General features: G+C 61.6%; 19 protein-coding genes, 2 tRNA genes and 1 pseudogene. 8 read left to right on the top strand and 14 right to left on the bottom strand.

All coding sequences use genetic code 11. The features are described from left to right. Nucleotides 1–22 precede the first annotated feature (22 nt). Nucleotides 23–757 (bottom strand): GntR family transcriptional regulator, encoded by a 735-nt coding sequence (locus F0A16_RS17475; protein WP_149436655.1) that lies wholly within the window; start codon nucleotides 755–757, stop codon nucleotides 23–25. A 222-nt stretch (nucleotides 758–979) separates the two neighbouring features. Between F0A16_RS17475 and F0A16_RS17470 the strand changes: the two genes are divergently transcribed. The 4 genes from F0A16_RS17470 (at nucleotide 980) to F0A16_RS17455 (ending at nucleotide 6,049) form a co-directional block, all read left to right on the top strand. After that, nucleotides 980–2,920 carry an exoribonuclease II gene (locus F0A16_RS17470; protein WP_149436654.1) on the top strand — a complete coding sequence of 647 codons (1,941 nt, stop codon included), beginning with the start codon at nucleotides 980–982 and terminating at the stop codon, nucleotides 2,918–2,920. 156 nt (nucleotides 2,921–3,076) lie between these two features. Continuing rightward, nucleotides 3,077–4,210 (top strand): N-acetylglucosaminyl phosphatidylglycerol synthase, encoded by a 1,134-nt coding sequence (locus tag F0A16_RS17465; protein ID WP_149436653.1) that lies wholly within the window; start codon nucleotides 3,077–3,079, stop codon nucleotides 4,208–4,210. Continuing rightward, entirely contained in the window at nucleotides 4,203–5,018 is an 816-nt protein-coding gene (locus F0A16_RS17460; protein ID WP_149436652.1) for an N-acetylglucosaminyl phosphatidylglycerol deacetylase, read from the top strand. Before F0A16_RS17465 ends, F0A16_RS17460 begins: the two co-directional genes overlap by 8 nt. Then, on the top strand, nucleotides 5,015–6,049 hold the full coding sequence (locus tag F0A16_RS17455; protein WP_149436651.1) for a glucosaminyl phosphatidylglycerol flippase: 1,035 nt from the start codon (nucleotides 5,015–5,017) through the stop codon (nucleotides 6,047–6,049). The genes F0A16_RS17460 and F0A16_RS17455 overlap by 4 nt, the downstream gene beginning before the upstream one ends. Nucleotides 6,050–6,135: 86 nt before the next feature. Here the strand turns inward: F0A16_RS17455 and sucD are convergent, their stop codons facing one another. From sucD to sdhC, 9 genes are all read right to left on the bottom strand, one after another. Further along, entirely contained in the window at nucleotides 6,136–7,008 is an 873-nt protein-coding gene (gene sucD / locus F0A16_RS17450) for a succinate--CoA ligase subunit alpha (protein ID WP_110600706.1), read from the bottom strand. After that, on the bottom strand, nucleotides 7,008–8,174 hold the full coding sequence (gene sucC / locus F0A16_RS17445) for an ADP-forming succinate--CoA ligase subunit beta (protein WP_110600705.1): 1,167 nt from the start codon (nucleotides 8,172–8,174) through the stop codon (nucleotides 7,008–7,010). Before sucC ends, sucD begins: the two co-directional genes overlap by 1 nt. Before the next feature lie 117 nt (nucleotides 8,175–8,291). After that, nucleotides 8,292–9,743, bottom strand: a complete 1,452-nt coding sequence (gene lpdA, locus F0A16_RS17440; RefSeq protein WP_149436650.1) for a dihydrolipoyl dehydrogenase — start codon at nucleotides 9,741–9,743, stop codon at nucleotides 8,292–8,294. A 102-nt stretch (nucleotides 9,744–9,845) separates the two neighbouring features. Then, on the bottom strand, nucleotides 9,846–11,402 hold the full coding sequence (gene odhB, locus F0A16_RS17435; RefSeq protein ID WP_149436649.1) for a 2-oxoglutarate dehydrogenase complex dihydrolipoyllysine-residue succinyltransferase: 1,557 nt from the start codon (nucleotides 11,400–11,402) through the stop codon (nucleotides 9,846–9,848). 51 nt (nucleotides 11,403–11,453) lie between these two features. After that, nucleotides 11,454–14,285 carry a 2-oxoglutarate dehydrogenase E1 component gene (locus F0A16_RS17430; RefSeq protein WP_149436648.1) on the bottom strand — a complete coding sequence of 944 codons (2,832 nt, stop codon included), beginning with the start codon at nucleotides 14,283–14,285 and terminating at the stop codon, nucleotides 11,454–11,456. 257 nt (nucleotides 14,286–14,542) lie between these two features. Beyond that, nucleotides 14,543–15,253: a succinate dehydrogenase iron-sulfur subunit gene (locus tag F0A16_RS17425; protein ID WP_149436647.1), complete on the bottom strand. Its 711-nt coding sequence runs from the start codon at nucleotides 15,251–15,253 to the stop codon at nucleotides 14,543–14,545. Nucleotides 15,254–15,266: 13 nt separating this feature from the next. Next, nucleotides 15,267–17,039, bottom strand: a complete 1,773-nt coding sequence (gene sdhA / locus F0A16_RS17420; RefSeq protein WP_149436646.1) for a succinate dehydrogenase flavoprotein subunit — start codon at nucleotides 17,037–17,039, stop codon at nucleotides 15,267–15,269. A 3-nt stretch (nucleotides 17,040–17,042) separates the two neighbouring features. Then, nucleotides 17,043–17,390, bottom strand: a complete 348-nt coding sequence (gene sdhD / locus F0A16_RS17415) for a succinate dehydrogenase, hydrophobic membrane anchor protein (RefSeq protein ID WP_149436645.1) — start codon at nucleotides 17,388–17,390, stop codon at nucleotides 17,043–17,045. Next, nucleotides 17,384–17,761: a succinate dehydrogenase, cytochrome b556 subunit gene (gene sdhC, locus F0A16_RS17410; RefSeq protein ID WP_223119820.1), complete on the bottom strand. Its 378-nt coding sequence runs from the start codon at nucleotides 17,759–17,761 to the stop codon at nucleotides 17,384–17,386. The genes sdhD and sdhC overlap by 7 nt, the downstream gene beginning before the upstream one ends. Nucleotides 17,762–18,256: 495 nt before the next feature. On the opposite strand from sdhC, the gene gltA reads away from it, so the two are divergent. After that, entirely contained in the window at nucleotides 18,257–19,543 is a 1,287-nt protein-coding gene (gene gltA / locus F0A16_RS17405) for a citrate synthase (RefSeq protein ID WP_149436643.1), read from the top strand. Nucleotides 19,544–19,927: 384 nt separating this feature from the next. Here the strand turns inward: gltA and F0A16_RS17400 are convergent. From F0A16_RS17400 to gltX, 3 genes are all read right to left on the bottom strand, one after another. Then, nucleotides 19,928–20,003 (bottom strand) — tRNA-Glu (locus F0A16_RS17400). 29 nt (nucleotides 20,004–20,032) lie between these two features. Further along, a tRNA-Ala gene (locus F0A16_RS17395) sits at nucleotides 20,033–20,108 on the bottom strand. 98 nt (nucleotides 20,109–20,206) lie between these two features. Next, nucleotides 20,207–21,685, bottom strand: a complete 1,479-nt coding sequence (gltX, locus tag F0A16_RS17390) for a glutamate--tRNA ligase (protein ID WP_149436642.1) — start codon at nucleotides 21,683–21,685, stop codon at nucleotides 20,207–20,209. Between the two features lie 287 nt (nucleotides 21,686–21,972). Between gltX and F0A16_RS22140 the strand changes: the two are divergent. From F0A16_RS22140 to F0A16_RS17380, 3 genes and pseudogenes are all read left to right on the top strand, one after another. Then, nucleotides 21,973–22,107 (top strand): annotated as a pseudogene (locus F0A16_RS22140) (helix-turn-helix transcriptional regulator); the annotation flags it as partial. 114 nt (nucleotides 22,108–22,221) lie between these two features. After that, nucleotides 22,222–22,581, top strand: coding sequence for a hypothetical protein (locus F0A16_RS22035; protein WP_239023878.1), 360 nt, complete (start codon nucleotides 22,222–22,224; stop codon nucleotides 22,579–22,581). Between the two features lie 209 nt (nucleotides 22,582–22,790). Then, nucleotides 22,791–22,991, top strand: coding sequence for a hypothetical protein (locus F0A16_RS17380; RefSeq protein WP_149436640.1), 201 nt, complete (start codon nucleotides 22,791–22,793; stop codon nucleotides 22,989–22,991). Between the two features lie 98 nt (nucleotides 22,992–23,089). On the opposite strand, the gene F0A16_RS17375 is transcribed toward F0A16_RS17380, so the two are convergent. Continuing rightward, on the bottom strand, nucleotides 23,090–24,283 hold the full coding sequence (locus F0A16_RS17375; protein ID WP_239023874.1) for an MFS transporter: 1,194 nt from the start codon (nucleotides 24,281–24,283) through the stop codon (nucleotides 23,090–23,092). Between the last annotated feature and the right edge of the window lie 386 nt (nucleotides 24,284–24,669).

Genomic DNA, 24,669 nt, shown 5'->3' with positions numbered 1-24,669 from the left:
GCCGTCTCCCGTTCGCGCGATCTCATTGGGTCAACTCCACCATGAAGTCGTAGTAATCGGTCCGACAGTAGGTCACCGTCAGTTCCCCGGGGCGGCCGTCGGCCAGATAGCCGAGGCGCGTCATCATCAACAGCGCCTGGGACGGCGGTACCTGCGCCAATTGCGCCAGCTCGGCGTCGGCGTTGACCGCTGAGACATGCTGCAGGGCCCGCACGATCGGCGTACCCAGATCGTCGAGATGGCGATAGAGCGAATGGGTGACGCTCTCCGGGTCGGGCAGGACCCGGCTCGGCAGGCAGCTCTCCTCGACGGCGACGACCACGTCGTCCGCCAACCGCAGGCGTTTGAGCCGCGAGACCTGGTGGTCCGCACTCAAGCCGAGACGCAGGCTCTCTTCCACCGTGGGCGTCCCCGAGCAACGGCTCAGCCAGCGCGAGCTGGGCCGATGACCGCGCTGAACCAGCAGTTCGGTAAAGCTGGTCAGACGTGTCAGCGACTGGTTGAGTCGCGGCGCGATGAACGTCCCGGAGCCATGGGTGCGCTGAATCAGCCCCAGTGCCACGAGTCGGTCGAGCGCCTTGCGTGCGGTGATCCGCGAGATGCTGAGCGACTCCGCCAGGACCCGCTCCGAGGGCAAGGCCTCGCCGGTCTCCCAGTCCCCCGCCTCGATCGCTTCGACCAGTTGCTGGGCCAGTTGGCGATAGAGCGGGGTCGACTGGGCGGCATCCAGCTTGAGCCGGGATAGCGTCGGTGCCATGAAGGTCGGTTCCAAAGTGACGTTGACTGATACCAGTTCAATACCACCAACATAACCAGTCGAATACCAATTCACCAGCCCCGTGGGGGACGACTTTGGTCGCACCTCCCCGCGTCGCCGAGAGCGTCCCGGTCGACGCTACCTCGAGGGGCCGCGTGCGATTGGCGTGGCCAACCCGGAATCCGTATAGTGTCGCTCTCGTCCACCGACCGATCCGATCCGATGCTGCAGAACAACTCTCTTCTGGCCCAGCTGAAGCAGGACATCCGCGCCAACACGCCGCGTGTCCAGGGCACCATCAAGGCCACCGACAAGGGCTTCGGGTTTCTCGAAGCCGAAGACGGCACCTCCTACTTCATTCCTCCCCCCGCCATGAAGCAGGTCGTTCACGGCGACCGCATCGAAGCGGTGATCAAGGAGGATGGCGACAAGAAACAGGCCGACCCCGAGACGCTGATCGAGGCATCGCTGGATCGCTTCGTGGCCCGCGTGCAGAAACGCGACGGCCGCCTGGCCGTGGTGCCTGATCATCCCTCGATCAACCTGTCGCTGAAGGCACGCCTCAAGCGTTCGCTGGAGAAGTCCGACATCGCGGACGGCGACTGGGTCGTCGCGCGCCTGATTCGCCATCCGCTGCGCCCCGACGACAGGGGGTTCTTCACCCAGATCGACGAGCTGGTGGTCAAGAGCGACGACCCGGCGGTGCCGTGGCGCGTCACCCTGGCGCGTCACGCGCTCGAACAGGAGTGTCCGCCAGCGGCCGAAGCGTGGCCGCTGCAGGACGAAGGCCTGGTGCGCGAGGACCTGACCGCCGAGCCGTTCTTCACCATCGATGGTGAGAAGACGCGGGACATGGACGATGCGCTGCGGGTCGAAGCGACCGACGACGGCTGGACGATGACGGTGGCGATCGCCGACCCCACCGCCTATGTGGACGAGTCCCACCCGGCAGACAAGGAGGCACGCACCCGCGCCTTCACGGTCTACCTGCCGGGCCAGAACATCACCATGCTGCCGGAAGCGCTGGCCGACGACCTGTGCTCGCTGAAGCCGGACGTGGATCGCCCGGTGCTGGCTTGCCGGCTGCAGGTCGGCCGCGACGGCACGCTGGGCGAGTACCGCTTTTTCGCCGCCACGATTCGCTCCCAGGCCCGCCTGGCCTACGACGACGTCTCCGACTGGATCGAGGGGCGATCCGGCGCCAAGGCGCCGGCTGCGCCCATCGCCGGGCAGCTCGAGGCGCTGGCCGACCTCGCCCGGGCCCGCGCGGCCTGGCGGGAAGCCAACACGCTGGTATTCAAGGATCGTCCGGACTATGCGTTCGACCTCGACGACGCCGGCAATGTGCTGGGCATCGTCATCGAAGAGCGTCGCATCGGCCAGCGCATGATCGAAGAGGCGATGATCGTTGCCAACGCCTGCTGCGCCGACCTGCTGGCCAAGGAGATCGGCCACGGTATCTTCAACGTCCACAACGCCTTCGAGCCGGAGAAGATCGACCAGGCCGTCGAGTTCCTGGCCACCCAGGAAATCGCCGTCGAGCGTGAGCAGCTCGCCGAGCTGCCGCGCTACAAGGAGCTGCGCCGGACGCTGGACGCGCGTGAGGACGCCTGGCTGGATGCCCGCCTGCGGCGCTTCCAGGGCTACACCAACATGTCGGCCCGGCCGGGGCCGCACTTCGGCCTCGGGCTTCCCGCCTACGCCACCTGGACATCGCCGATCCGCAAGTACGGCGACATGGTCAATCATCGCCTGATCAAGCGGGTGTTGAAGTCCGAAGCGGCGCCGGCCGAGGCCAGCCAGCAGCTGACGGAGCAGTTGACCGAACGTCGCCGACTGAACCGAATGGCCGAGCGTGACGTCAAAGACTGGCTTTACGTGCGTTATCTGGGCGCCACCATCGAAAAGGGTGAAGTTTTCGACGCCGATATCATCGACATCCGCCGTGGTGGCATGCGCGTCCGTCTGACGGCCAACGGCGCCACCGCCTTCGTGCCGGCGCCGCTGATTCACAGCGACCGCAACCAGATGGCGATCGACGACAAGGAAGGCCGCATCCGGATCGACGGTGAGCTGCGTTATCAGCTCGGCGGCTCACTGCGCGTCAAGCTCGTCGAAGCCCGTGAAGCGACGCGCTCGCTGGTGGCCGCGCCCGCCGAGTGAACGCGGTAACGGCCTGCCGGCGCCGGAAGCGGCGGCGGCAGGCTACCACTTTGGTGTGAACGCCCTGTGGCAGTAAAAAGATATACTGCAATGTAGTCATCGCCATTCTCAGGAATGCGCCGTATCGACAGGGAAGTCTTCAAGAGGAGCGGCTCGTTGCACATTGCCGACGTTACGATGTTCTATGCCCCCGCCAGTGGTGGGGTCCGTACTTATCTCGATGCCAAGCATCGGCGCCTCGCCAAGCTGCCTGGCGTCACCTGCAGCCTTCTCATCCCCGGTTCCCAGCTCTTCACCCACAACGGCATTCACGAGGTTCCGTCCCCGCCGTTGCCGTTCAGCCAAGGTTACCGATTTCCCCTGCGTCGTCGCGGCTGGGAACGGGAGCTGGTGCGCCTGTCACCGGACATTATCGAGGCCGGCGATCCCTATGTCACCGCCTGGGCGGCGCTACGCGCCGGACGCAAGCTGGACGTGCCGGTGGTGGGCTTCTACCACTCGGACCTGCCCCGGTTGATCAGCAACCGGCTGGGCAGTGGCACCGACAAGCTGATCGAGCGCTACGTCCACCAGCTTTATCGCCGCTTCGATCAGGTCCTCGCGCCGAGCCGGGTCATGGCCGAGCGCCTGACCCGACTCGGTATCGAGCGGGTTGCCATCCAGCCGCTGGGCGTGGACCTGGAGACGTTCCACCCGAGCCGTCGGGACCTGGCTCTACGTGAGCGGCTGAATCTCGACGACACCACGAAACTGCTGATCTTCGTCGGCCGGGGTTCACGCGAGAAGAATCTCCACGACCTGCTGAAAACCGCCCGGCTGCTGGGCAAGGGCTACCACCTGCTGCTGGTCGGCCCCAGCATGCCCAGCCAGGTACCGGACAATGTCAGCGTGATCGACCGCTATACGCCGACCGAAGAGGTGGCGAGCTGGCTGGCTTCCAGCGATGCCCTGGTTCACGCTGGCACCCAGGAGACCTTCGGCCTGGTGGCGCTGGAAGCCATGGCGAGCGGCATCCCCGTGGTCGCCGCCCGGGCGGGCGCACTGGCCGAGAACGTGCCGCTGGGCTGCGGCCTGTTGAGCGAACCCCATTCGCCCGCGGACATGGCACGCGCGGTCAAGGAACTGTTCGCCAATCACGATGCCGCCCAAGCGGGGCGCCGCGCGCGACGCTACGTGGAGCGCAACCACGACTGGGATGTCGTCATCGACGGCCTGCTCTCTCACTATCGACGGCTGACCAGCGCCACCGAAGGTGCAGGAGAAGCCCAGCAGGGTTCCCAGCATGGATAAGTCACATTTCTCGCTGGTACTCCACGACATCGCCCCCGAAACCTGGTCCGATTATCAACCGTTCGTCGAGTCGATCGACCGTCTCGGCGACCGGCTCGGTGAGCGCATTCCAATGACCTGGCTCGTCGTCCCCGACTTCCATGGCCGGGGCAAGTGCCGCGACAGCGACACGTTGCGCCGGGTTCTCGATGATCGCCTGGAGCGGGGCGACGAACTGACGCTGCATGGCTACTTTCACCGGGACGATGCGCCGGCACCCCGCTCCTTGCGGGATTTCTACATGCGCCGAATCTACACCTGGGAGGGCGAGTTCTACACCCTCGACCAGGCGCGCGCCGGCGCCCTGCTCGATGAGGGCATGGCCCAGTTCGACGCCTGCGGCTGGCCGCATGGCGGCTTCGTCGCCCCCGCCTGGTTGATGAGCGAAGGGACCCGAAAGGCGTTGCAGGAACGCCCGTTCACTTACACCAGCGACCTGCAACACCTCTATCGCTTGCCATCGCTGTCGTCGCTGGCTGCGCCCAGCATCGTCTGGAGCGCCCGCAGCGCCTGGCGCCGCGGCATGTCGAGAGTGGTCAGCGCGCTCCAGTACCGCCGCTTCCAGCACGCGGCACTGCTGCGATTGGCTCTGCATCCCGTGGATATGCGCCATCGCGCCTCCCATGAGTACTGGCTGCATCTCGTCGAGCATCTGCTGGAGGTGGGTCGACAACCGTTGACCAAGCAGGCCTGGCTCGACCAGGCCGCTCCCGATCTCGTCCAGGACAACTTCGCCGGGCCGGCGGACAAGGATCGCTCCGCGGCATGAAGCGCATCCTGTGGCTACTGGCGCTGGGCCTGGTGGCAGCGCTGGCGATACCCATCCTGATTGGCGGGCGCGGCATCGTCACCGAACTGCGAGGCTTTCCCACCTCGCAGCTGCTGCTGATGATGGGCATGATCGTGATCTGCTGGAACGTCAATGCCCTGCGGCTGAGGTTGCTGCTGGCCGGGCGCGCGGGAAAGCTCTCCCAGATCCGAGCCTTCTCCATCGTCATGGCCACCGAGTTCGCCATCTGTGCCACGCCGGGGGGTACGGGCGGCCCGCTGACCCTGCTCGGCCTGCTGGCCCGGCGCGGTGTCCGTCCGGCGCAGGCGTCCGCCATCTTCGCCGTCGACCAGCTGACCGACCTGCTGTTCTTCCTCTCGGGCCTGATCGGCGTGGCCCTCTACGTGCTGATCGAGGCGGTGGACCTGAAGCTCGGCTGGCTGGTTGGGCTGCCCACGCTCCTGCTGCTCACCGCGCTTGCCATGCTCTGGCTGACGCTCAGCAACTACTCCAGGGTGATGCATATCACCGGACGCTGGCTGGCCAAGCTCAACGTCAAGCGAAGATCGCGCTTCGGATTCGCCCGCCGCCTGCTCCACTTCCGCAACTCACTGATGGAAACCCTGCGGTTGCCACGCTGGTTGCTGCTCGGCGTGTTCCTGCTCTGCTGCACACACTGGCTGGTGCGTTACAGCATCCTGTATCTGGTCGTTCAGGGCCTGGGCCAGCATATCGACTGGGCCTGGACGTTCCTGGTGCAGATGGTGTCGATGGCAGCCGGCCAGCTGAGCTTCCTTCCGGGGGGCGCGGGGGGCGCCGAGTTGACCTCGTCGGCACTGTTGACGCCGCTGATCGGCGCACAGAGCGCCGCTGCGGCCGTGCTGATCTGGCGCTTCGTCACCTATTACTTCTACTTGCTGGCCGGCTTTCCGATATTCATCGCCACGGCAGGCAGAGCGTTTCTGCGCATGATGAACAAGCAGAAGAGCGCAGCCAGAGGTCGACCCGAAGCAAGCCGCCAGGAGCGCTAGGCCCCCACAAAAACATCGCCCCGTCAGGCGAACCCGACGGGGCGATGACAGAGACGACGCCGTCTCTAACGACTTGCCAGGCGGACTTACCAGCCAGTCACAGCCTTCAGTGCATCACCGATCTCGGCCAGCGAACGCACGGTCTTGACGCCTGCATCTTCCAGCGCGGCGAACTTTTCATCCGCCGTGCCTTTGCCACCGGAGATGATCGCGCCGGCATGGCCCATGCGCTTGCCCGGAGGGGCGGTAACACCCGCGATGTAGGAGACCACCGGCTTGGAGACGTTGGCCTTGATATAGGCTGCGGCTTCCTCTTCGGCGGTGCCGCCGATCTCGCCGATCATCACGATCGCCTCGGTCTGCGGGTCCTTTTCGAACATCTCGAGGATGTCGATGAAGGTGGAACCCGGGATCGGATCGCCGCCGATGCCCACGCAGGTGGACTGGCCGAAGCCGTGGTCGGTGGTCTGCTTGACCGCTTCGTAGGTCAGGGTGCCGGAGCGCGACACGATACCGACGCGACCGGGCTTGTGGATGTGACCCGGCATGATGCCGATCTTGGTCTCGCCCGGTGTGATCACGCCCGGGCAGTTCGGCCCGATCAGGCGCACGCCCAGCTCGTCACACTTGACCTTGACGTCGAGCATGTCCAGCGTCGGGATGCCTTCGGTGATGCAGACGATCAGCTTGATGCCGGCATTGGCGGCTTCGAGGATCGAGTCCTTGCAGAACGCGGCAGGAACGTAGATGACGGACGCTTCGGCGCCGGTCTTCTCGACCGCTTCCTTGACGGTGTTGAACACCGGCAGGCCCAGATGCTCCTGGCCACCCTTGCCCGGCGTGACACCGCCGACCATGTTGGTGCCGTAGGCGATCGCCTGCTCGGAGTGGAAGGTTCCCTGGCCACCGGTGAAGCCCTGGCAGATGACCTTGGTGCTCTTGTCGATCAGGATACTCATTACTTGCCCTCCGCCGCTTTGACGACCTGCTGAGCCGCGTCAGTCAGGCTGGTAGCAGCGATGATGTTCAGACCGCTGGAGGCCAGTTTCTCGGCACCCAGCTCGGCGTTGTTACCTTCCAGACGCACCACGACCGGCACGTTGACGCCGACCTGCTCGACGGCACCGATGATCCCCTCGGCGATCATGTCGCAGCGCACGATACCACCGAAGATGTTGACCAGGACGGCCTTGACGTTGGTATCGGAGAGGATGATCTTGAACGCTTCCGCCACGCGCTCCTTGGTCGCGCCACCGCCGACATCCAGGAAGTTGGCCGGGCTGCCGCCGTTGAGGTTGACGATGTCCATGGTGCCCATGGCCAGGCCCGCGCCGTTGACCATGCAACCGATGTTGCCGTCGAGCGCCACGTAGTTGAGCTCCCACTCCTGGGCGTGGGCTTCGCGCTCGTCTTCCTGGGACGGATCGCGCATCGCCTGCAGATCGGGGTGGCGATACATGGCGTTGGCATCGAGATTGATCTTGGCGTCGAGGCAGTGGAGATTGCCTTCGTCGGTGATCACCAGCGGGTTGATCTCGAGAAGCGCCAGATCCTTGTCGTGGAACAGCTTGGAGAGGCCCAGGAAGATCTTGGTGAACTGCTTGATCTGGTCCTTGTTCAGGCCCAGCTGGAACGCCAGCTCGCGTGCCTGGTACGGCTGAGCGCCGACCAGCGGATCGATCTCGGCCTTGAGGATCTTCTCGGGGGTTTCCTCGGCCACTTTCTCGATCTCGACGCCACCTTCGGTGGAGGCCATGAAGACCACACGACGGGTGGCGCGATCGACCACGGCGCCCAGATACAGCTCGCTGGCGATATCGGTGCAGTTCTCGACCAGAATCTTGGCGACCGGCTGACCTTTCTCGTCGGTCTGATAGGTCACCAGGTTCTTGCCCAGCCACTGCTCGGCGAACGCCTTGGCTTCTTCCGGGCTCTTGATCAGCTTGACGCCGCCGGCCTTGCCGCGGCCGCCCGCGTGAACCTGAGCCTTGACGACCCACTTGTCGCCCCCGATTTTCTTGCAGGCCTGCGCGGCTTCATCCGGCGTGTCGACGGCGAAGCCTTTGGAAACGGGAAGACCGTAATCGGCAAACAGCTGTTTGCCCTGATACTCGTGAAGGTTCATCGATTCATGCCATTAGGTTGCATGTGACTCGAATGGCAACGAGCCGAAAACCGGCCCGTCGCCCCCGTGCCATCCCCATGGGAATGGCACCTAGTGCAGGAAACGCTGGAGAATGACCTATTTGCGTTTCTTGCGGTTGGCCATGTGAATGGCGTGCCCATCGACAGCCAGCGCCGCCTCGTGCACCGCTTCCGACAGCGTCGGGTGTGCGAAACAGGTCAGCGCCAGGTCTTCGGCACTGGAACCGAACTCCATGGCAATCACGCCCTGGGCGATCAATTCGCCGGCGTGCTGGCCGAGAATATGGACGCCCAGGACGCGGTCGGTCTCGGCATCGGCAATGACCTTTACCATGCCCTCCGGCGCGTTGTTGGCAAGTGCACGACCACTGGCCGAGAACGGGAAGGCACCGGTCTTGACCTCGATGCCCTGCTCCTTGGCCTGCTGCTCGTTGATACCGACCCAGGCCACTTCCGGCGCTGTGTAGATGACGCTGGGAATGGCGTCGTAGTTCATCTCCGGCTTCTGGCCGGCGATGATGTCGGCGACCATGACGCCCTCTTCGGACGCCTTGTGGGCCAGCATCGGACCACGCACCACGTCACCGATGGCGTAGACACCGGAAACATTGGTACGGCACTGGTCGTCGACGAAGATGAAGCCGCGCTCGTCGAGCTTGATGCCGGCACCGTCATCGAGCAGATTTTCGGTATAGGGCTTGCGGCCGACACAGACGATCAGCTTGTCGAAGGTCTGTTCCTGCTCGCCGTCGCTGTCGGTGTACTTGACCACGACTTCGCGGGACTTGCCCTTGCCCTTGATCTCGGAACCGGTCACCCGCGCGCCCATCTTGATGTCCAGGCCCTGCTTCTTGAGCAGTTTCTGGGCATCCTTGGCGATCGCCTGGTCAACCATCGGCAGGAAGGTGTCCAGCGCCTCGAGGACGGTGACTTCACTGCCCAGACGGCTCCACACGCTGCCGAGCTCAAGACCGATGACCCCGGCGCCGATCACGCCCAGCCGCTTGGGCGCCTCGGCGAACTCCAGCGCACCGGCGGAATCGACAATGATATCGTCGGTCATCGGCGCCGGCGGGATGTTAACCGGGACCGAACCGGAGGCGATGATGATGTTGTCGGCCTCGAAGGTTTCGGCCTTGCCGTCGTGACCGGTCACCTCGACCTTCTTGCCATCGAGCAGCTTGCCGGCGCCTTCCAGCGCCGTGACGCCGTTGGACTTGAACAGCATGCTGATACCGCCGGTGTTCTTGGCGATGACGCTGTTCTTGAACTCCATCATCTTCTTCACATCGGTCGCGACATCGCCGACGTTGATGCCGATCTCGGCATAATGGTCGCGAGTCTCGACGAACTTGTGCGAGGTCTCCAACAATGCCTTGGAGGGAATACAGCCCACGTTCAAACAGGTACCGCCGTGAACCGTCTTGCCTTCCTTATTGACCCACTTCTCGACACAGGCCGTCTTGAGGCCCAGTTGAGCGGCGTGAATCGCGGCGACGTAGCCTCCCGGGCCAGCACCAATGACGATCACATCGAATTTATCGGCCATGAAAATATTCCTGTTCGCTTCGTTTGACGTTCAGTCTTCGAATTCGTGTGCGACGGTGCGAATATCCGCTGGCCCGGACGCGAGAGATCCGGGCTCCGGTCATCAGATATCCAGCAACAGGCGCGCCGGATCTTCCAGCAGCGACTTGATCGCCACCAGGAACTGAACCGCGTCCTTGCCGTCGATCATGCGGTGGTCGTAGGAAACGGCGAGATACATCATCGGGCGAATCTCGACCTTGCCGTTCACGGCCATCGGACGTTCCTGGATTTTGTGCATGCCCAAGATGGCCGTTTGCGGCGGATTCAGAATCGGCGTCGACATCAGCGAGCCGAAGATGCCGCCATTGGTAATGGTGAAGGTGCCGCCCTGCATGTCGTCGATACCGAGCTTGCCTTCGCGACCGCGCTTGCCGAAGTCGCCGATCGCCTTCTCGACATCAGCCAGCTTCATGCCGTCGGTGTCACGCAGCACCGGCACCACCAGACCGCGCGGCGTGGAGACGGCAACGCCGATGTCCTGGTAGCCGTGGTAGACGATGTCGGTGCCATCGATGGAGGCATTGACGTCGGGGAAGCGCTTGAGCGCCTCGGTCGCCGCCTTGACGAAGAAGCCCATGAAGCCGAGCTTGACGTCGTGCGCCTTGAGGAAGGTGTCCTTGTATTCACTGCGCAGTGCCATCACCGCGCTCATATCCACCTCGTTGTAGGTGGTGAGCATGGCGGCGGTCTGCTGGGCCTGGACCAGGCGCTTGGCGATGGTCTGGCGCAGGCGGCTCATCGGCACGCGCTGTTCCGGGCGATCGCCTTCGACCGCCGGCGCCGCAGCCGCTTTCGGTGCGGAGGCGGCTGCCGGCTTGGCGGATTTCTTCGCCGAGCCATCCTTGATCGCCTTCTGCACGTCTTCCTTCAATATGCGACCACCCTTGCCGGACCCTTCGAGCTCGCTGACGTCGAGATCGTTCTCGGCAGCCAGCTTGCGCGCGGCAGGGGCCAGAATCTTGCCGTCGACCTTGGCATCCTCTTCCCCGCCATCCGCGGCAGAAGCCTCATCCTGATCGTCGGCGGACGCGACAGAAGCATCGCTATCGCCACCGGCACCTTCCGAGAACACGGCCAGCAGGGCCTCGGATTCGACCACCTCGCCTTCCTCGACCTTGATCTCGGAGAGCGCGCCGTCGGCCGGGGCGACGACTTCCAGCACGACCTTGTCGGTTTCGATCTCGGCCAGAACTTCGTCGCGCTTGACCGCTTCACCGACTTTCCTGGTCCAACTGGCGACGGTGCCTTCCTGCACGGATTCGGGGAAGCTCGGCGCCTTGACCTCAAAGCTCTTGCCGGACGTGGCGGGCTTGGCAGCCGGTTTCTCACCACCCGACTTGTCTTCGCTGGCCGTCTTCTCTTCACTCTTGCCGCCTTCGGAAGCGGCGCCGAGAACGCCCAGCACCTGCTCGGATTCGCAGGTATCGCCCTCCTCGATCTTGATCTCGGAGAGGGTGCCGGCCTCGGGCGCCACCACCTCAAGGACAACCTTGTCGGTCTCGATCTCGACGATCAGTTCATCGCGCTCGACGCTATCGCCCACTTTCTTGTGCCAAGTGGCGACCGTTCCCTCGGCAACGGATTCGGGAAAAGTCGGCGCTTTGATATCAGTAGCCATGTCGTATCCTTAGTCTCTTTTCTCTCGCGCCTGTCTCAGCGGCAAGGCGCCTTACGCGTTGAAAGCGTCGTCGACCAGTTGGCTCTGCTGGGCCACATGGACAGACATGTAGCCCGCGGCTGGCGCGGCGGATGCCGGACGACCAGCGAACTTGAGGCTGTGATCCAATCCCTCGCGCACCATGCCCGCCACCAGGCGCAGATGGTGCTGACTCTGATACCAGGCGCCCTGGTTGAGCGGCTCTTCCTGACACCAGACGACCTGTTCCAGATTCGGATAGGTCTTGAGCGCTTCCCACAGCTCGTCCTTGGGGAAAGGATAGAGCTGCTCGACACGAATGATCGCGGTGTCGTCACGCTCGTTTTCGGACCGGTAGGTCGCGAGATCGTAGTAGACCTTGCCCGAACAGAGCACGGCTCGCTTGACCTGCTTAGGGTCCCGCTCGCCGACGTCGGGGATGACCATCTGGAAGCGCCCCCCCGCCAGTTCCTCCATGGTGGACGTCGCGTCCTTGTGGCGCAGCAGGCTCTTGGGAGACATAACCACCAGCGGCTTGCGCAGCGGACGAATCACCTGACGGCGCAACAAGTGGAAGATCTGCGCCGGCGTGGTCGGCACGCAGACCTGCATGTTGTGCTCGGCGCAGAGCTGCAGGAAACGCTCGAGGCGCGCGGAGGAGTGCTCCGGCCCCTGCCCTTCATAGCCATGCGGCAACAGCAGCGTCAGGCCGCACAGACGCGCCCATTTCGACTCGCCCGAGGAGATGAACTGATCGACCACGACCTGAGCGCCGTTGAAGAAGTCACCGAACTGGGCTTCCCAGATGATCAGCGAGTTGGGCGCGGTGGTGGCATAGCCGTATTCGAACGCCAGGACGGCCTCTTCCGACAGGAAGGAGTCGTAGATGGCGAAGGCGGGCTGGTCGTCCTTGATATGTTGGAGCGGGACATAGGTCGAGGCGTCGGCCTGGTTATGCACCACGGCATGACGATGCGAGAACGTCCCTCGGCCGGTATCCTGCCCGGTCAGGCGCACCGGGTGGCCGGCATCGACCAGGGTGGCGTAGGCCAGCGTCTCGGCAAAGCCCCAGTTGAGCGGCTGGTTGCCGGCCAGCATCTTGCGCCGCTCCTCGTAGACCCGCGCGACCTGGCGCTGAACGTCGACGCCGTTGGGGATCTCGCTCATCTTCTGCGCCAACTGGGTCAGTTGGTCGAGATCGCAACTGGTATCGGTGTCGCCACTCCACTCATGACCGAGATACGGCGTCCAGTCCACGAACAAGCCGGTGTTGGGCTGCTTGACCAGCGCGTTGGCGACATGGTTCCCGGCCAGCAGATCGTCGCGATACTGCTCGCCCATCTGCTTGGCCTGATCCTCGTCCAGCACGCCTTCCTTGATCAGTTCCTCGACGTAGAGCGTCCGCGTCGACTTATGCGACTTGATCTTGGAATACATCAACGGCTGGGTGCCGGACGGCTCGTCGGCCTCATTGTGGCCACGGCGACGGTAGCAGACCAGGTCGATGACGACGTCGCGTTGGAACTCGTTGCGATAATCCACGGCGACCTGGGTCGCATGAAGCACCGCTTCGGGGTCGTCGCCGTTGACGTGCAAGATCGGCGCCTGGACCATCTTGGCGATGTCGGTACAGTACTCCGTCGAGCGCGCGTCGTCGGCACGCGACGTGGTGAAACCGACCTGATTGTTGATCACGATGTGCAATGTCCCGCCGGTCTTGTAACCGCGGGTCTGCGACATCTGGAAGGTTTCCATCACCACGCCCTGGCCAGCGAAAGCAGCGTCACCGTGAACCACCACCGGCAGGACCTGCTTGCCATCGTCGTCCTGGCGGCGATCCTGGCGCGCCCGGACGGACCCTTCCACGACAGGAGAGACGATCTCCAGATGCGACGGATTGAACGCCAGTGCCAGGTGAACTTCGCCACCGGGCGTCATGACATTGGAGCTGAAGCCCTGGTGATACTTGACGTCCCCGGACCCCTGCTCGATCTGCTTCTTGCCATCGAACTCATCGATCAGCTCCGACGGGCTCTTGCCGAGGATGTTGACCAGCAGGTTGAGACGTCCGCGGTGGGCCATGCCGATCACCACTTCCTTGACACCGTAATTGCCGCTGCGCTGAATCACCTCGTCCATCATCGGAATGAAGGATTCGCCCCCCTCCAGACCGAAACGTTTGGTGCCTGGGTACTTGGAAGCGAGATAACTCTCCAGTCCCTCGGCTGCGGTCAAGCGCTCCAGCAGATGTTCACGTTCGCTCTGACTGTATTTCGGCTTGGAACGCACCGATTCGAATCGCTGCTGCAGCCAGCGTTTTTCTTCGGTGTTGACGATGTGCATGAACTCACAGCCGATCGAGCGGCAGTAGGTCTGTTCCAGCGCCTCGACGATCTCCTTGAGTGACGCTTCTTCCTTGCCCAGAAAGAACGAACCGGTCTGAAACTCGGTGTTCATGTCGGCTTGGGTCAAGTCGTGGAAGGAGAGATCGAGATCGGGAACCGTGTCGGGCTTGCGCAAACCGAGCGGGTCGATGTTCGCGCGCTGGTGGCCGCGGAACCGATACGCGTTGATCAGTTGGAGAACCTTGACCTGCTTGCGATTCTCGCTACTGCCGGTAGCGGCGGTCGCCGGAATGCGGCGCTCACGCGCCAGTTGATAGAACTGCTCCCGTATGGGACTGAGGGGGACGTCTTGGGAGGGAGAGCCTTCCAGGCGTGGCAACTGTTCGAAAGCTTGGCGCCACTCTTCGGGAACGGTCGCGGGATCATTCAGGTACTGCTCGTAGAGCGCTTCCACATAGTGGGCGTTGCCGCCACTCATGTGGGAAGTGCGCCACATCAACTCCATTATGCCTTCTTGCATCTCTCGTTCACCCTACACTGATGGGGTGTTGTCGGCGCCGGTCGCAGCTGCGCCTCGGCGTCACTCCGGAACCGTCGCGAGACGGCCAACGACCATGCCATTCAAGGCGTCTTCATGATCGTTAAAAGCCGGTGCACGAGGCACCGGCTGACATCTTGAACTCTGACCGGCTGCGACATCGCGTCGCAGCCGGTAGCGTGGCAATATGATAACAAGCCCAGCGCTACGATTTAAGTCGTAGATGCTGCCTTTGACGATCAGGTCGCGTTGGACAACAGCATTTCGCGAATTTTCCCAATGGCCCGGGTCGGATTCAGCCCTTTCGGACACACGGCGACGCAGTTCATGATGCCGCGGCACCGGAACAGGCTGAACGGATCTTCCAGCTCGGCCAGACGCGACTGGGTAGCGTTGTCACGCGAATCCGCCAGGAAGCGATAGGCCTGCAGCAGACCGGCGGGACCGACGAACTTATCCGGATTCCACCAGAAAGACGGGCAGGAGGTCGAACAGCAGGCGCACAGAATGCACTCGTACAGACCATCCAGCTTGTCGCGCTCTTCTGGAGACTGGAGGCGCTCGATTGCCGGCGCCGTCGTGTCGTTCTGCAAATACGGCTGCATGCGCTCGTACTGCTTGTAGAACAGCCCCATGTCGACCACCAGGTCGCGCATGACCGGCAAGCCCGGCAGCGGGCGCAGCACCAGCTTGTTGTTCTTGGCCACGTCCGACAGCGGCGTGATACAGGCCAAGCCGTTGGTGCCGTTCATGTTCATGCCGTCGGAGCCGCAGACGCCCTCGCGGCAACTGCGACGGAAAGCCAGCGAGCTGTCCTGATCCTTGATCATGGTCAGGACATTGAGAACCATCAGATCGCGCCCCTGAGTATCGACCTGAAACTCCTGCATGTAGGGCGCGGAATCGGTCTCAGGGTTGTAGCGGTAAACGGAAACCTGAAGATTGGACATCGTTGACAACCCCTTAGTAGGTACGGACTTTCGGCTCGAAAGTATCGACCGTTTTCGGCGTGAAATTGACATCTCGCTTGGTCACGGTCTTGTCGCCCGGATGAAAGAGCGAATGTTTGAGCCAGTTGACGTCGTCGCGATCCGGATAGTCGTAGCGGGAGTGAGCACCGCGACTCTCCTTGCGATCAAGCGCCGCGATCGCGGTAGCCTCGGCCACCTCCAGCAGGTTGTCGAGCTCCAGCGCCTCGACACGCGCCGTGTTGAAGACATCGGATTTATCACCCAGATGGGCCTGTCCGATACGCTCGCGCAGCTCCGCCAGCTTCTTGACGCCTTCCTGCATGTTGTCTTCCTGGCGGAAGACACCGAAGGCATTCTGCATGGTGTTCTGCAGCTCGGCCTTGAGTTCGGGCACGGACTCGCCGCCACTGGACTCGTTCCAGCGCGCCAGCCGGCTTGTCGCACGCTCGATGTCCGAGGCGGAGGCGTCGAGATAGTCGATACCCTCGCTGAGCGCCTGGTCGATATAGATCCCAGCGGCTCGGCCGAACACCACCAGATCGAGCAGCGAGTTGCCCCCCAGGCGATTGGCGCCGTGAACCGAGACGCAGGCCGCCTCGCCACAGGCGAACAGACCGTTGACGATCCGATCGTTGCCGTCGCCATCCTGGGTGATGGCCTGGCCGTGCACGTTGGTCGGGATCCCGCCCATCATGTAGTGGCAGGTCGGCGTGACCGGGATCGGCTCCTTGACCGGATCGACATGGGCGAACGTCTTGGAGAGTTCGACGATACCGGGCAGGCGCTTCATCAACACCTCTTCGCCCAGATGATCAAGCTTCAGCATGACGTGGTCGCCATGTTCACCACAGCCGCGTCCTTCCAGCACTTCCATAACCATGGAGCGTGCGACGACATCTCGGCCCGCCAGATCCTTGGCGTTGGGCGCATAGCGCTCCATGAACCGTTCACCGTCCTTGTTGATCAGATAGCCACCTTCACCACGACATCCCTCGGTGACCAGCGTGCCCGCGCCATAGATGCCGGTCGGGTGGAACTGCCACATCTCCATGTCCTGCATCGGGAAGCCGGCGCGCAGGGCCATGCCGATACCGTCGCCGGTGTTGATCAGGGCGTTGGTGGTCGAGGCATAGATACGGCCCGCCCCACCGGTCGCCAGCACGGTCGCCTTGGATTTGACGTGAACGACTTCGCCGGTCTCGATGCACAACGCGATACAGCCGACGACGTCGCCGTTGGCGTTCTTCACCAGATCGATGGCGTACCACTCGTCGAGGAAGACCGTGTTGTTCTTCAGGTTGTTCTGATAGAGCGTATGCAGCAGCGCATGCCCGGTACGGTCGGCGGCGGCGCAGGTACGCGCAGCCTGCCCTCCTTTGCCGAAGTCCTTGGACTGACCGCCAAACGGACGCTGGTAGATCCTGCCGTTGTCGAAACGCGAGAACGGCAACCCCATGTGCTCGAGCTCGAACACCGCCTTGGGCCCTTCGGAGCAGAGATACTCCGCTGCGTCCTGGTCGGCGATGTAGTCGCCACCCTTGACGGTGTCGTACATGTGCCAGCGCCAGTCGTCATTGGGATCGGCGGAAGCGATGGCGCAGGTAATGCCGCCCTGCGCGGAAACGGTATGGGAACGCGTCGGAAAGACCTTGGACAGCACCGCCGTCTTCTTGCCGGATTTGGCCAGCTCGAGCGCCGCTCGCAGACCGGAACCGCCACCACCGATGATGATGGCGTCAAAAGTCAGGTTACGCATGGTTGACATGGATCAGGCTCCCCAGAGGACTTGAACGCCCCACACCAGAAAAACGAAGATGGCAAGAATCACGATGGCCTGAAAGCCGAAGCGAACACCGGTGTGCTTGAGATAGTCGGTGGAAACCGTCCAAAGACCGACCCAGGCGTGAGCGGCCATGGAAATGAAGGCCAGCAAGGAGAAAATGCGCATCCAGGTCTGAGCGAACAGACCACTCCAGGTGGCATAGTCCAGGTTCGGATGAAACAGCAGATACACCACGACAAACAGCGCATAAAGTGCCAGCACCACGGCGGAAACACGCTGAATCAACCAGTCGGACAAGCCACTGCGGCCGAGATTCGTGATATTGGTTACCATACCCAGACTCCTGCCAGAACCACCAGTACGGCACTGATCACGACCGTGATCTGCGCCTTGCGATTGCCACCCTCGAGATCGACACCATAGCCGGTATCCATCAGCAGGTGCTTGATCCCCGCAACGAAGTGGAAGCCGAGCGCCGACAGCAGGCCCCAGGCAATCAGCTTCACCAGCACGTTGTGCGCCAGCGCATCACGCACCGATTCGAACCCCTCGGGAGAAGACAACGAAGCATCCAGCGCCCAGAAGCCGAAAATCAGCCCGACGAAAAGGATGACGCCTGTGATGCGATGTGCGATAGAGGTGAGTGCGGGAAGTGGAAAGTGGATGGTTGACAGGTCGAGGTTTACTGGACGTTTACTATTCACGGCTCTTAAACACTCTCTTAACCCAAACGGGTCGTGCCCGTTCAGGGCGGTGGTTTTTAGAAGCTGGATCACGGTCGCAAGTGCAGTTCCGATGCGGCCCAAACCGGCTGACGATGCCATATCGTGCGGTTGCAGATTATAGGGTTTGGGTAACGGTATGACAAATCACCACACATGCCATTGGCAGGGAAAATGCCCGACCGGCCCCACCGACGCCAGCGTGCGGGTTGTCGACAGTCGAATGAAATTTCTTTTGTCGCTGTCGGCCCACCCCACTCGATAGGTATGATGTCGACTCGGTCCGAAAGCCCACGGACCATTCCATGCCACCGGCACTCTGCCGCCTCTCTAAAACCCGGGACAAACGCCGCAACCACGGTGTCAAGGCGACCTAGGTGAATTGACAATCCCCCGCGGAAATCTATAGTGGGCAAACTATTTTTCGCCCGCACGGCAGTAAAGACAAAGACTTATGTCACGATAAAGGAGGCCAACATGGCTGACAGAAAAGCGAAACTATCGGTCGATGGTGTCGACAACACCATCGAGTTGCCGGTCTACCCCGGCACCGTCGGCCCCGATGTCATCGACGTCCGCAGCCTGACCGCAAAAGGCCTGTTCACCTACGATCCTGGCTTCGTCGCTACCGCTTCGTGCGAATCCGGCATTACCTACATCGATGGCGCCGCCGGTACGCTGCTCCACCGCGGCTACCCGATCGAGCAGCTAGCCGAGAACTCCAACTATGTAGAGCTGTGCTATCTGCTGATGTTCGGCGAACTTCCCTCCCCCGAGGAGTACGAGAAGTTCAGTGGCACCATCGGTCGTCACACCATGGTTCACGAGCAGATCGTCAACTTCTACAAGGGGTTTCGTCGTGACGCACACCCCATGGCCGTCCTCTGCGGCGTCGTCGGTGGTCTGGCCGCCTTCTATCATGACAATCTCGACATCACTCAGGCCGATCAACGCCACGTCAGCGCCATTCGCCTGATCGCCAAAATGCCGACGCTGGCGGCGATGTGTCACAAGTACAACATCGGCCAGCCGTTCATGTATCCGCGCAACGACCTCAACTACTCCGAAAACTTCCTGCACATGATGTTCGGCAATCCCTGCGAGAACTACGAGGTCAACCCGGTCATCGCCAAGGCGATGGATCGAATCTTCATGCTGCATGCCGATCACGAGCAGAACGCTTCGACCTCCACCGTGCGCCTGGCCGGCTCCACCGGTGCCAACCCCTTCGCCTGCATCAGCGCCGGCATCGCCGCGCTCTGGGGGCCTGCACACGGTGGCGCCAACGAAGCGGTACTGGCGATGCTGGACGAGATCGGCGACGATTCGGAAGAGAATATCCAGCGCTTCATCGACAAGGCCAAGGACAAGGACGACCCGTTCAAGCTGATGGGGTTCGGGCATAGGGTTTACCGCAACTTCGATCCGCGCGCCAAGGTGATGAAGGAGACCTGCGACGAGGTTCTGGGAGAGCTGGGAGTCGGCGACGACGCACAACTGCAGATCGCCAAGCGACTGGAGCAGATAGCGCTGGAGGATGAGTATTTCATCGAGCGCAAGCTATATCCCAACGTCGATTTCTACTCCGGGATCATCCTCAAGGCCATCGGCATTCCGACCAACATGTTCACCGTCATCTTCGCGATGGCACGAACCGTCGGCTGGATTTCCCACTGGAACGAGATGATCACCAACGGCTATCGGATCAGCCGCCCTCGCCAGCTTTATACCGGCTACGACAAGCGCGATTACCCGAACAAGTAGTCCAACAGCTTGCAGGAAGCCAACCACGAAGCCGCCGGCACCGCGCCGGCGGCTTTTCTACGCCTGGCCTGCGGCACCACGGAGATTTCCACACTTCCTGTGGATAAGCCTGTTCAAAACCCCTCGATAATGTCACCAAACCGCCTCCAGAAGCGCGCCGACAACAGATTGATTAATCTTTAACCACTTCTAACCAATTGATTTAACTAGATAAAAATTTCATTCACCTATTTTCAGTAAGTTAGCGGCACCAAGAAAAGCGGCAAACCCACGCAGTGGAAAAGCCAGACGATGTCAAGTCAGAAAGGATGGATGCCGAACAGTTATCAACAGCCGAAAAAATCGACGAAGCTGGATATCGGAAGGAGAAAAGCGAGGGAGAAGTGGCGTCCCATAGGGGGTTCGAACCCCTGTTACCGCCGTGAAAGGGCGGTGTCCTGGACCACTAGACGAATGGGACGCTGAAAATGACTCGAAAGCCGGTTCTTGTGGTGGAGCCTAGCGGGATCGAACCGCTGACCTCAACACTGCCAGTGTTGCGCTCTCCCAGCTGAGCTAAGGCCCCGTTCCAAGAACGGGGCGAAATATACGGCCATCCCACTGATAAGTCAACGCTTTACACAGAAAAATTCGAGCCGACACCTGGGCGAAACTCATATCGAGTTACAGCTCTCGATACTGCTTCTCCAGACGCTTGGCCTGTTTCTTGGAAACACCGCCGAGCACCTCGATCGCCTGTCGAAGGCGAGCCCGCGTCACATCCGAGCCCAGAATCGTCATCGCATCGAGCACCGACGTCGAATGGCTGCTGCCCGTTACCGCAATGAACACGGGAGCCAGGAAAGCTTTCATCTTCAGTTCGAAGTGCCCCGCGAGCAGCTTGACCTGGTCCAGCAGTTCGTCTTTCTCCCACCGCGCGATGGCCTCCAACCGCCATACCAGAAACTGCAGCAGCGCCACTAGCGTCTCGCGTTCGAGATTGACGTCATCGAAGCTCTTTTCGCTGACCTCGGGCAGGCCGGCAAAGAAATGGCCGGCCAGCGGCATCGCATCGGAGAGCGTGGTGATTCTCGGGCGAATCTGCGGCAGGATCTGCCCGACGTACGCCTCGTTGAACGCCCACTCGCGCAGTGCTTGCAGCAGCGCCGCGTCATCCAGATCTTCTCGAATATAGACGCCGTTGAGCCAGCTCAGCTTGTCGAGATCGAAAACCGGACCACCCAACGAGACCCGCTGCAGGTCGAAGTGAGCCATCATCTCGTCGAGGCTGAATTTCTCGCGGTCATCCGGCATCGACCACCCCATCCGTCCGAGATAGTTGGTGACAGCCTGCGGTAGAAACCCCATTCGGCGGTAGTAGTTGATCGACGTCGGGTTCTTGCGCTTGGATAACTTCGACTTGTCCGGGTTGCGCAGCAGCGGCATGTGGCAGAGTTCCGGCATCGACCAGCCGAAATACTCGTACAGCAATTGATGCTTGGGCGCGGAGTTGATCCACTCCTCGCCTCTGAGGACATGAGTGATCCCCATCAAATGGTCGTCGACCACGTTGGCCAGGTGATAGGTCGGCATACCGTCCGACTTCATCAGGATCTGCGCATCGACTTGCGCCCAATCGACTTCTATCTGCCCGCGAAGCATGTCTTGGACGATACAGACACCTTCGGAAGGCACCTGCATTCGGATGACGTAGGGATAACCTTCCGCCTCCCGTTGACGCTGCTCTTCCGGATCCAGCGCCAGATCCTGAGGTTTCAACGCAAGATGCAGCCCTGCCGCCTTTCGCTCTTCACGGAGTGCGTCCAGCTCTTCGCTGGTGCGATAACACTTGAAAGCGTGCCCGCTCTCGAGCAGCCGTTCGGCATGCCGAGCATAGATGGCACCGCGCTCACTCTGTCGATAAGGGCCATGAGGGCCACCGATATCCGGCCCTTCGTCCCACTCCAGGCCCAGCCAGCGCAGGGAGTCGAGAATCATGTTCTCCGACTCGGCAGTGGAGCGCTGACGATCGGTATCCTCGATTCGCAAAACGAACTGCCCGCCATGCAAGCGAGCGAAGCAGAGATTGAAGAGTGCGATGTAGGCCGTCCCGACGTGCGGGTCGCCAGTGGGCGAAGGCGCAATGCGCGTGCGTACCGTCATGAATTCCATTCCGTTGATGAACGAGCCACGTGATTGTACGCCTTCCCGAAGGGTGGCTGCAGCGCTTGCTGTCCATTCAGGACGTTGGGAGCGATTCTCCGAGGGACCATCGCCGGTAGACCGGGACACGCCAATGCGTTGAATTTGCACCTTGACGATTCTCGTCGCTGGCCCAACGCTTTGGTCGGAAAAACCGAGAGCAACGCGGCGACGAGTTCATAACCCGAAACATACTTCGGCAATGAGTGGATATCCTCACAGCACCAATACGCAGGCGAGATTCATGGATGGACGGGTTAGGACCACGAATCAAACAACTCCGCCTCCAGGCAGGCATGAGCAAGGCCGCACTGGCGAGACGAGTGGGCGTCTCTGACGTCACGATTTCCTATTGGGAGTCAGGCACCATCAAGCAGATCGGCCATGAGCGTCTCGTGGCGCTCACATCGGCGTTGAACTGTTCGATCAAACAGCTTCTCGATGATGACTCTCTCAGCGCGATGGCTGTCGGCTCTCAGACGTCGAGTGGAGCCGTGATGAGCCTCCACGCGCGCTTGGCGGCTCCCTGGGAGCAACAGGGAACGGAACCGGGCGCGATATCCACGCTACAGATGCTGACCCAGGACTGCCATCTGGTGACGCCAGCGGAAAACGAATCGTTCGATTTCCTGTTCGAGGGCGACTTGGCCGCAATCGTAGCGTGCGACAAGTTTCAGCAGGATGGTCTCTATCTGCTCGAACGGGAAGGGATCCTGCAGATTCAGTATCTCGAGCACCTGGCCTCCGGCAGAATGCGCGTCAGCGGAGAGCAGCTTCACGGCGTGACCGTGGAGAGCGTGCGTCATCCGCCTTTCCGCATCGTCGGCTATGTCAGGGCACGCTGGAGCCGGCAATGACAGTCGGCCTTCACGGCTAGGCTATGTAAGAAAAGTCGGCGAGCGATGACCTCTTGTGAACACCTTCTCAGGCACGGCGAAGGAGCCGACCTTGCATTTCCGGCGCTCGGCTATACAGTTGGCACCAGACTATAGTCGTGCGCCTCTGCCCCATGCGACATCGGTGCAAAGGCGAGTACGGACCAGACATCACGGTGAAGGAGAACCCAATGGAAATGTTTACGGTGAAGCAATCCGAGAGTTCATTGATGGCATGCTGTCGCGCATGTGGCCATGAGCAACCACTGACGCTGGCCACCTCTGACGCTGAAGAACGGATGGCGGTCAGCATCAAGTGCGAGCGTTGCCCCAGCGAGGACGCGTACGTCGCCGTCCCCGCCTCCGCGACCACTGCCGTCGAGACCATTTGACTCTCGCACCCGCTCTTGATGGACCTGTTGTGGAGGCCTAGCCTAGGTGGGCCAAGCCTCCATCCAACGACCTATAGATTCGACTCGATTCGCCTGACTCAACCGTACCGGCGCTGCTGCCGATAGGCGAAGAAGAATACGACCAGCCCCCCTGCTGCCGCCGCCGCCCCCACATAGCCAGTCGCGGTCCACCCCAGTCCTGCGCCGATGGCCATGCCGCCGAGCCATGGCCCCAGCGCATTGGCCACGTTGAAGGCAGCGTGGTTCGAAGCGGCGGCCAGCGTCTGGGCATCCGCCGCCACATCCATCAGGCGTGTCTGCAGTGCCGGGGAAAGCGATACCATGGTACCGATCGCCACACAGATCAGTAGTATCGACCATAACGACTGCGCAGCCAGCGGAAAGAGCAGCAGGATAGTGATGCACCAGACCAGCAACCAGCCGACCCCCTTGAGCTGCATGCGATCGTATAATTTTCCGCCCACGATATTGCCGACGATGGCGCCGGCGCCAAACGCCGCCTGGGCCACGGGAATCCAGTACGGCGATACCTGCGTCACGTTGACAAGGACCGGTGCCAGATAGCTGAAGACGCAGAACATGCCGGCGAAGCCGATGGCGCCGATACCCAGCGTCAGCCAGACTTGCGAGCGCTTGAGTGCCGTCAGTTCCTGCGCAGGGCTATTGCGCTTCTCCTGTCGGTTCAACGGCAGATAGATGAACACCAGTATGACCGTCAAGATGGCAATGCCCCCAACCAGTGCAAAGGCCAGGCGCCAACTCATCATCTGACTCAGCCACGTGGCGAGCGGGTTGCCTGCCAGCATGGCGATGGTCAGGCCGGACATGACCCGGCTCACCGCCTGCGCGCGCTTGTGCGGGGGAACGAGCGACGCCGCGACCAGAGAGGCGACGCCAAAGTAGGCACCATGCGGTAGTCCGGAGATGAATCGGAAGATCATTAATGTGTGATAGTTGGGCGCCAAGGCGCTGGCGATATTGCCCAGAGCGAAGAAAGCCATCAACATCAGCAGAAGATGGCGTCGGTAGAAGTGGGCCCCCATGACGGCAATTAATGGCGCGCCCACGACGACACCCAAGGCATAGGCGCTGATGACGTTACCCACCTGCGGCTCCGAGATGCTCAACGCCTCGGCCACGTTCGGCATCAGTCCCATGATGGTGAACTCACCAACGCCAATGGCAAACCCTCCTACGGCGAGCGCCACCTCTATCAACAACGCATACCGTCGGGAGGGCTTGGTAGCGCCGGTCGGGTGAGCATCAGCCACGGACATCTCCCACTTTAGTCGAACAATATTGGCTGCAATTATTCACATCACCCTGCAGTATGGGAACCGCTGTCCAGCAAAATTTTCGACAATCTGGCGGCCGCCCCGGAATTCGGGTCCTGCTGACTGAAAGGTGAAGCGTCGAAGTTACGTCTTGGCAGCAATGCCGTTGAGTTTTCGATACCCAAACCCAAACGTTCGTATGGAGCTTGAATTTTAATATTACAGTAGAAACAACTTAACGACTTGCCAAGACGAGTGATCTTGCCCACCGACAGTGGACACCTCGTTAAGACAGTACACTGATACGAGGTTACCCATGACAAGGCAAGTCGCTTCGATGAAGAAGACCCGCAACCGATACTCCCCGGAATTCAAGGACGAAG

This window comes from Salinicola corii, from assembly GCF_008298015.1.
Lineage (GTDB): Bacteria > Pseudomonadota > Gammaproteobacteria > Pseudomonadales > Halomonadaceae > Salinicola > Salinicola corii.
The sequence above is the reverse complement of the archived record's forward strand: the minus strand, read 5'-3'. Positions and strand labels throughout refer to the sequence as shown.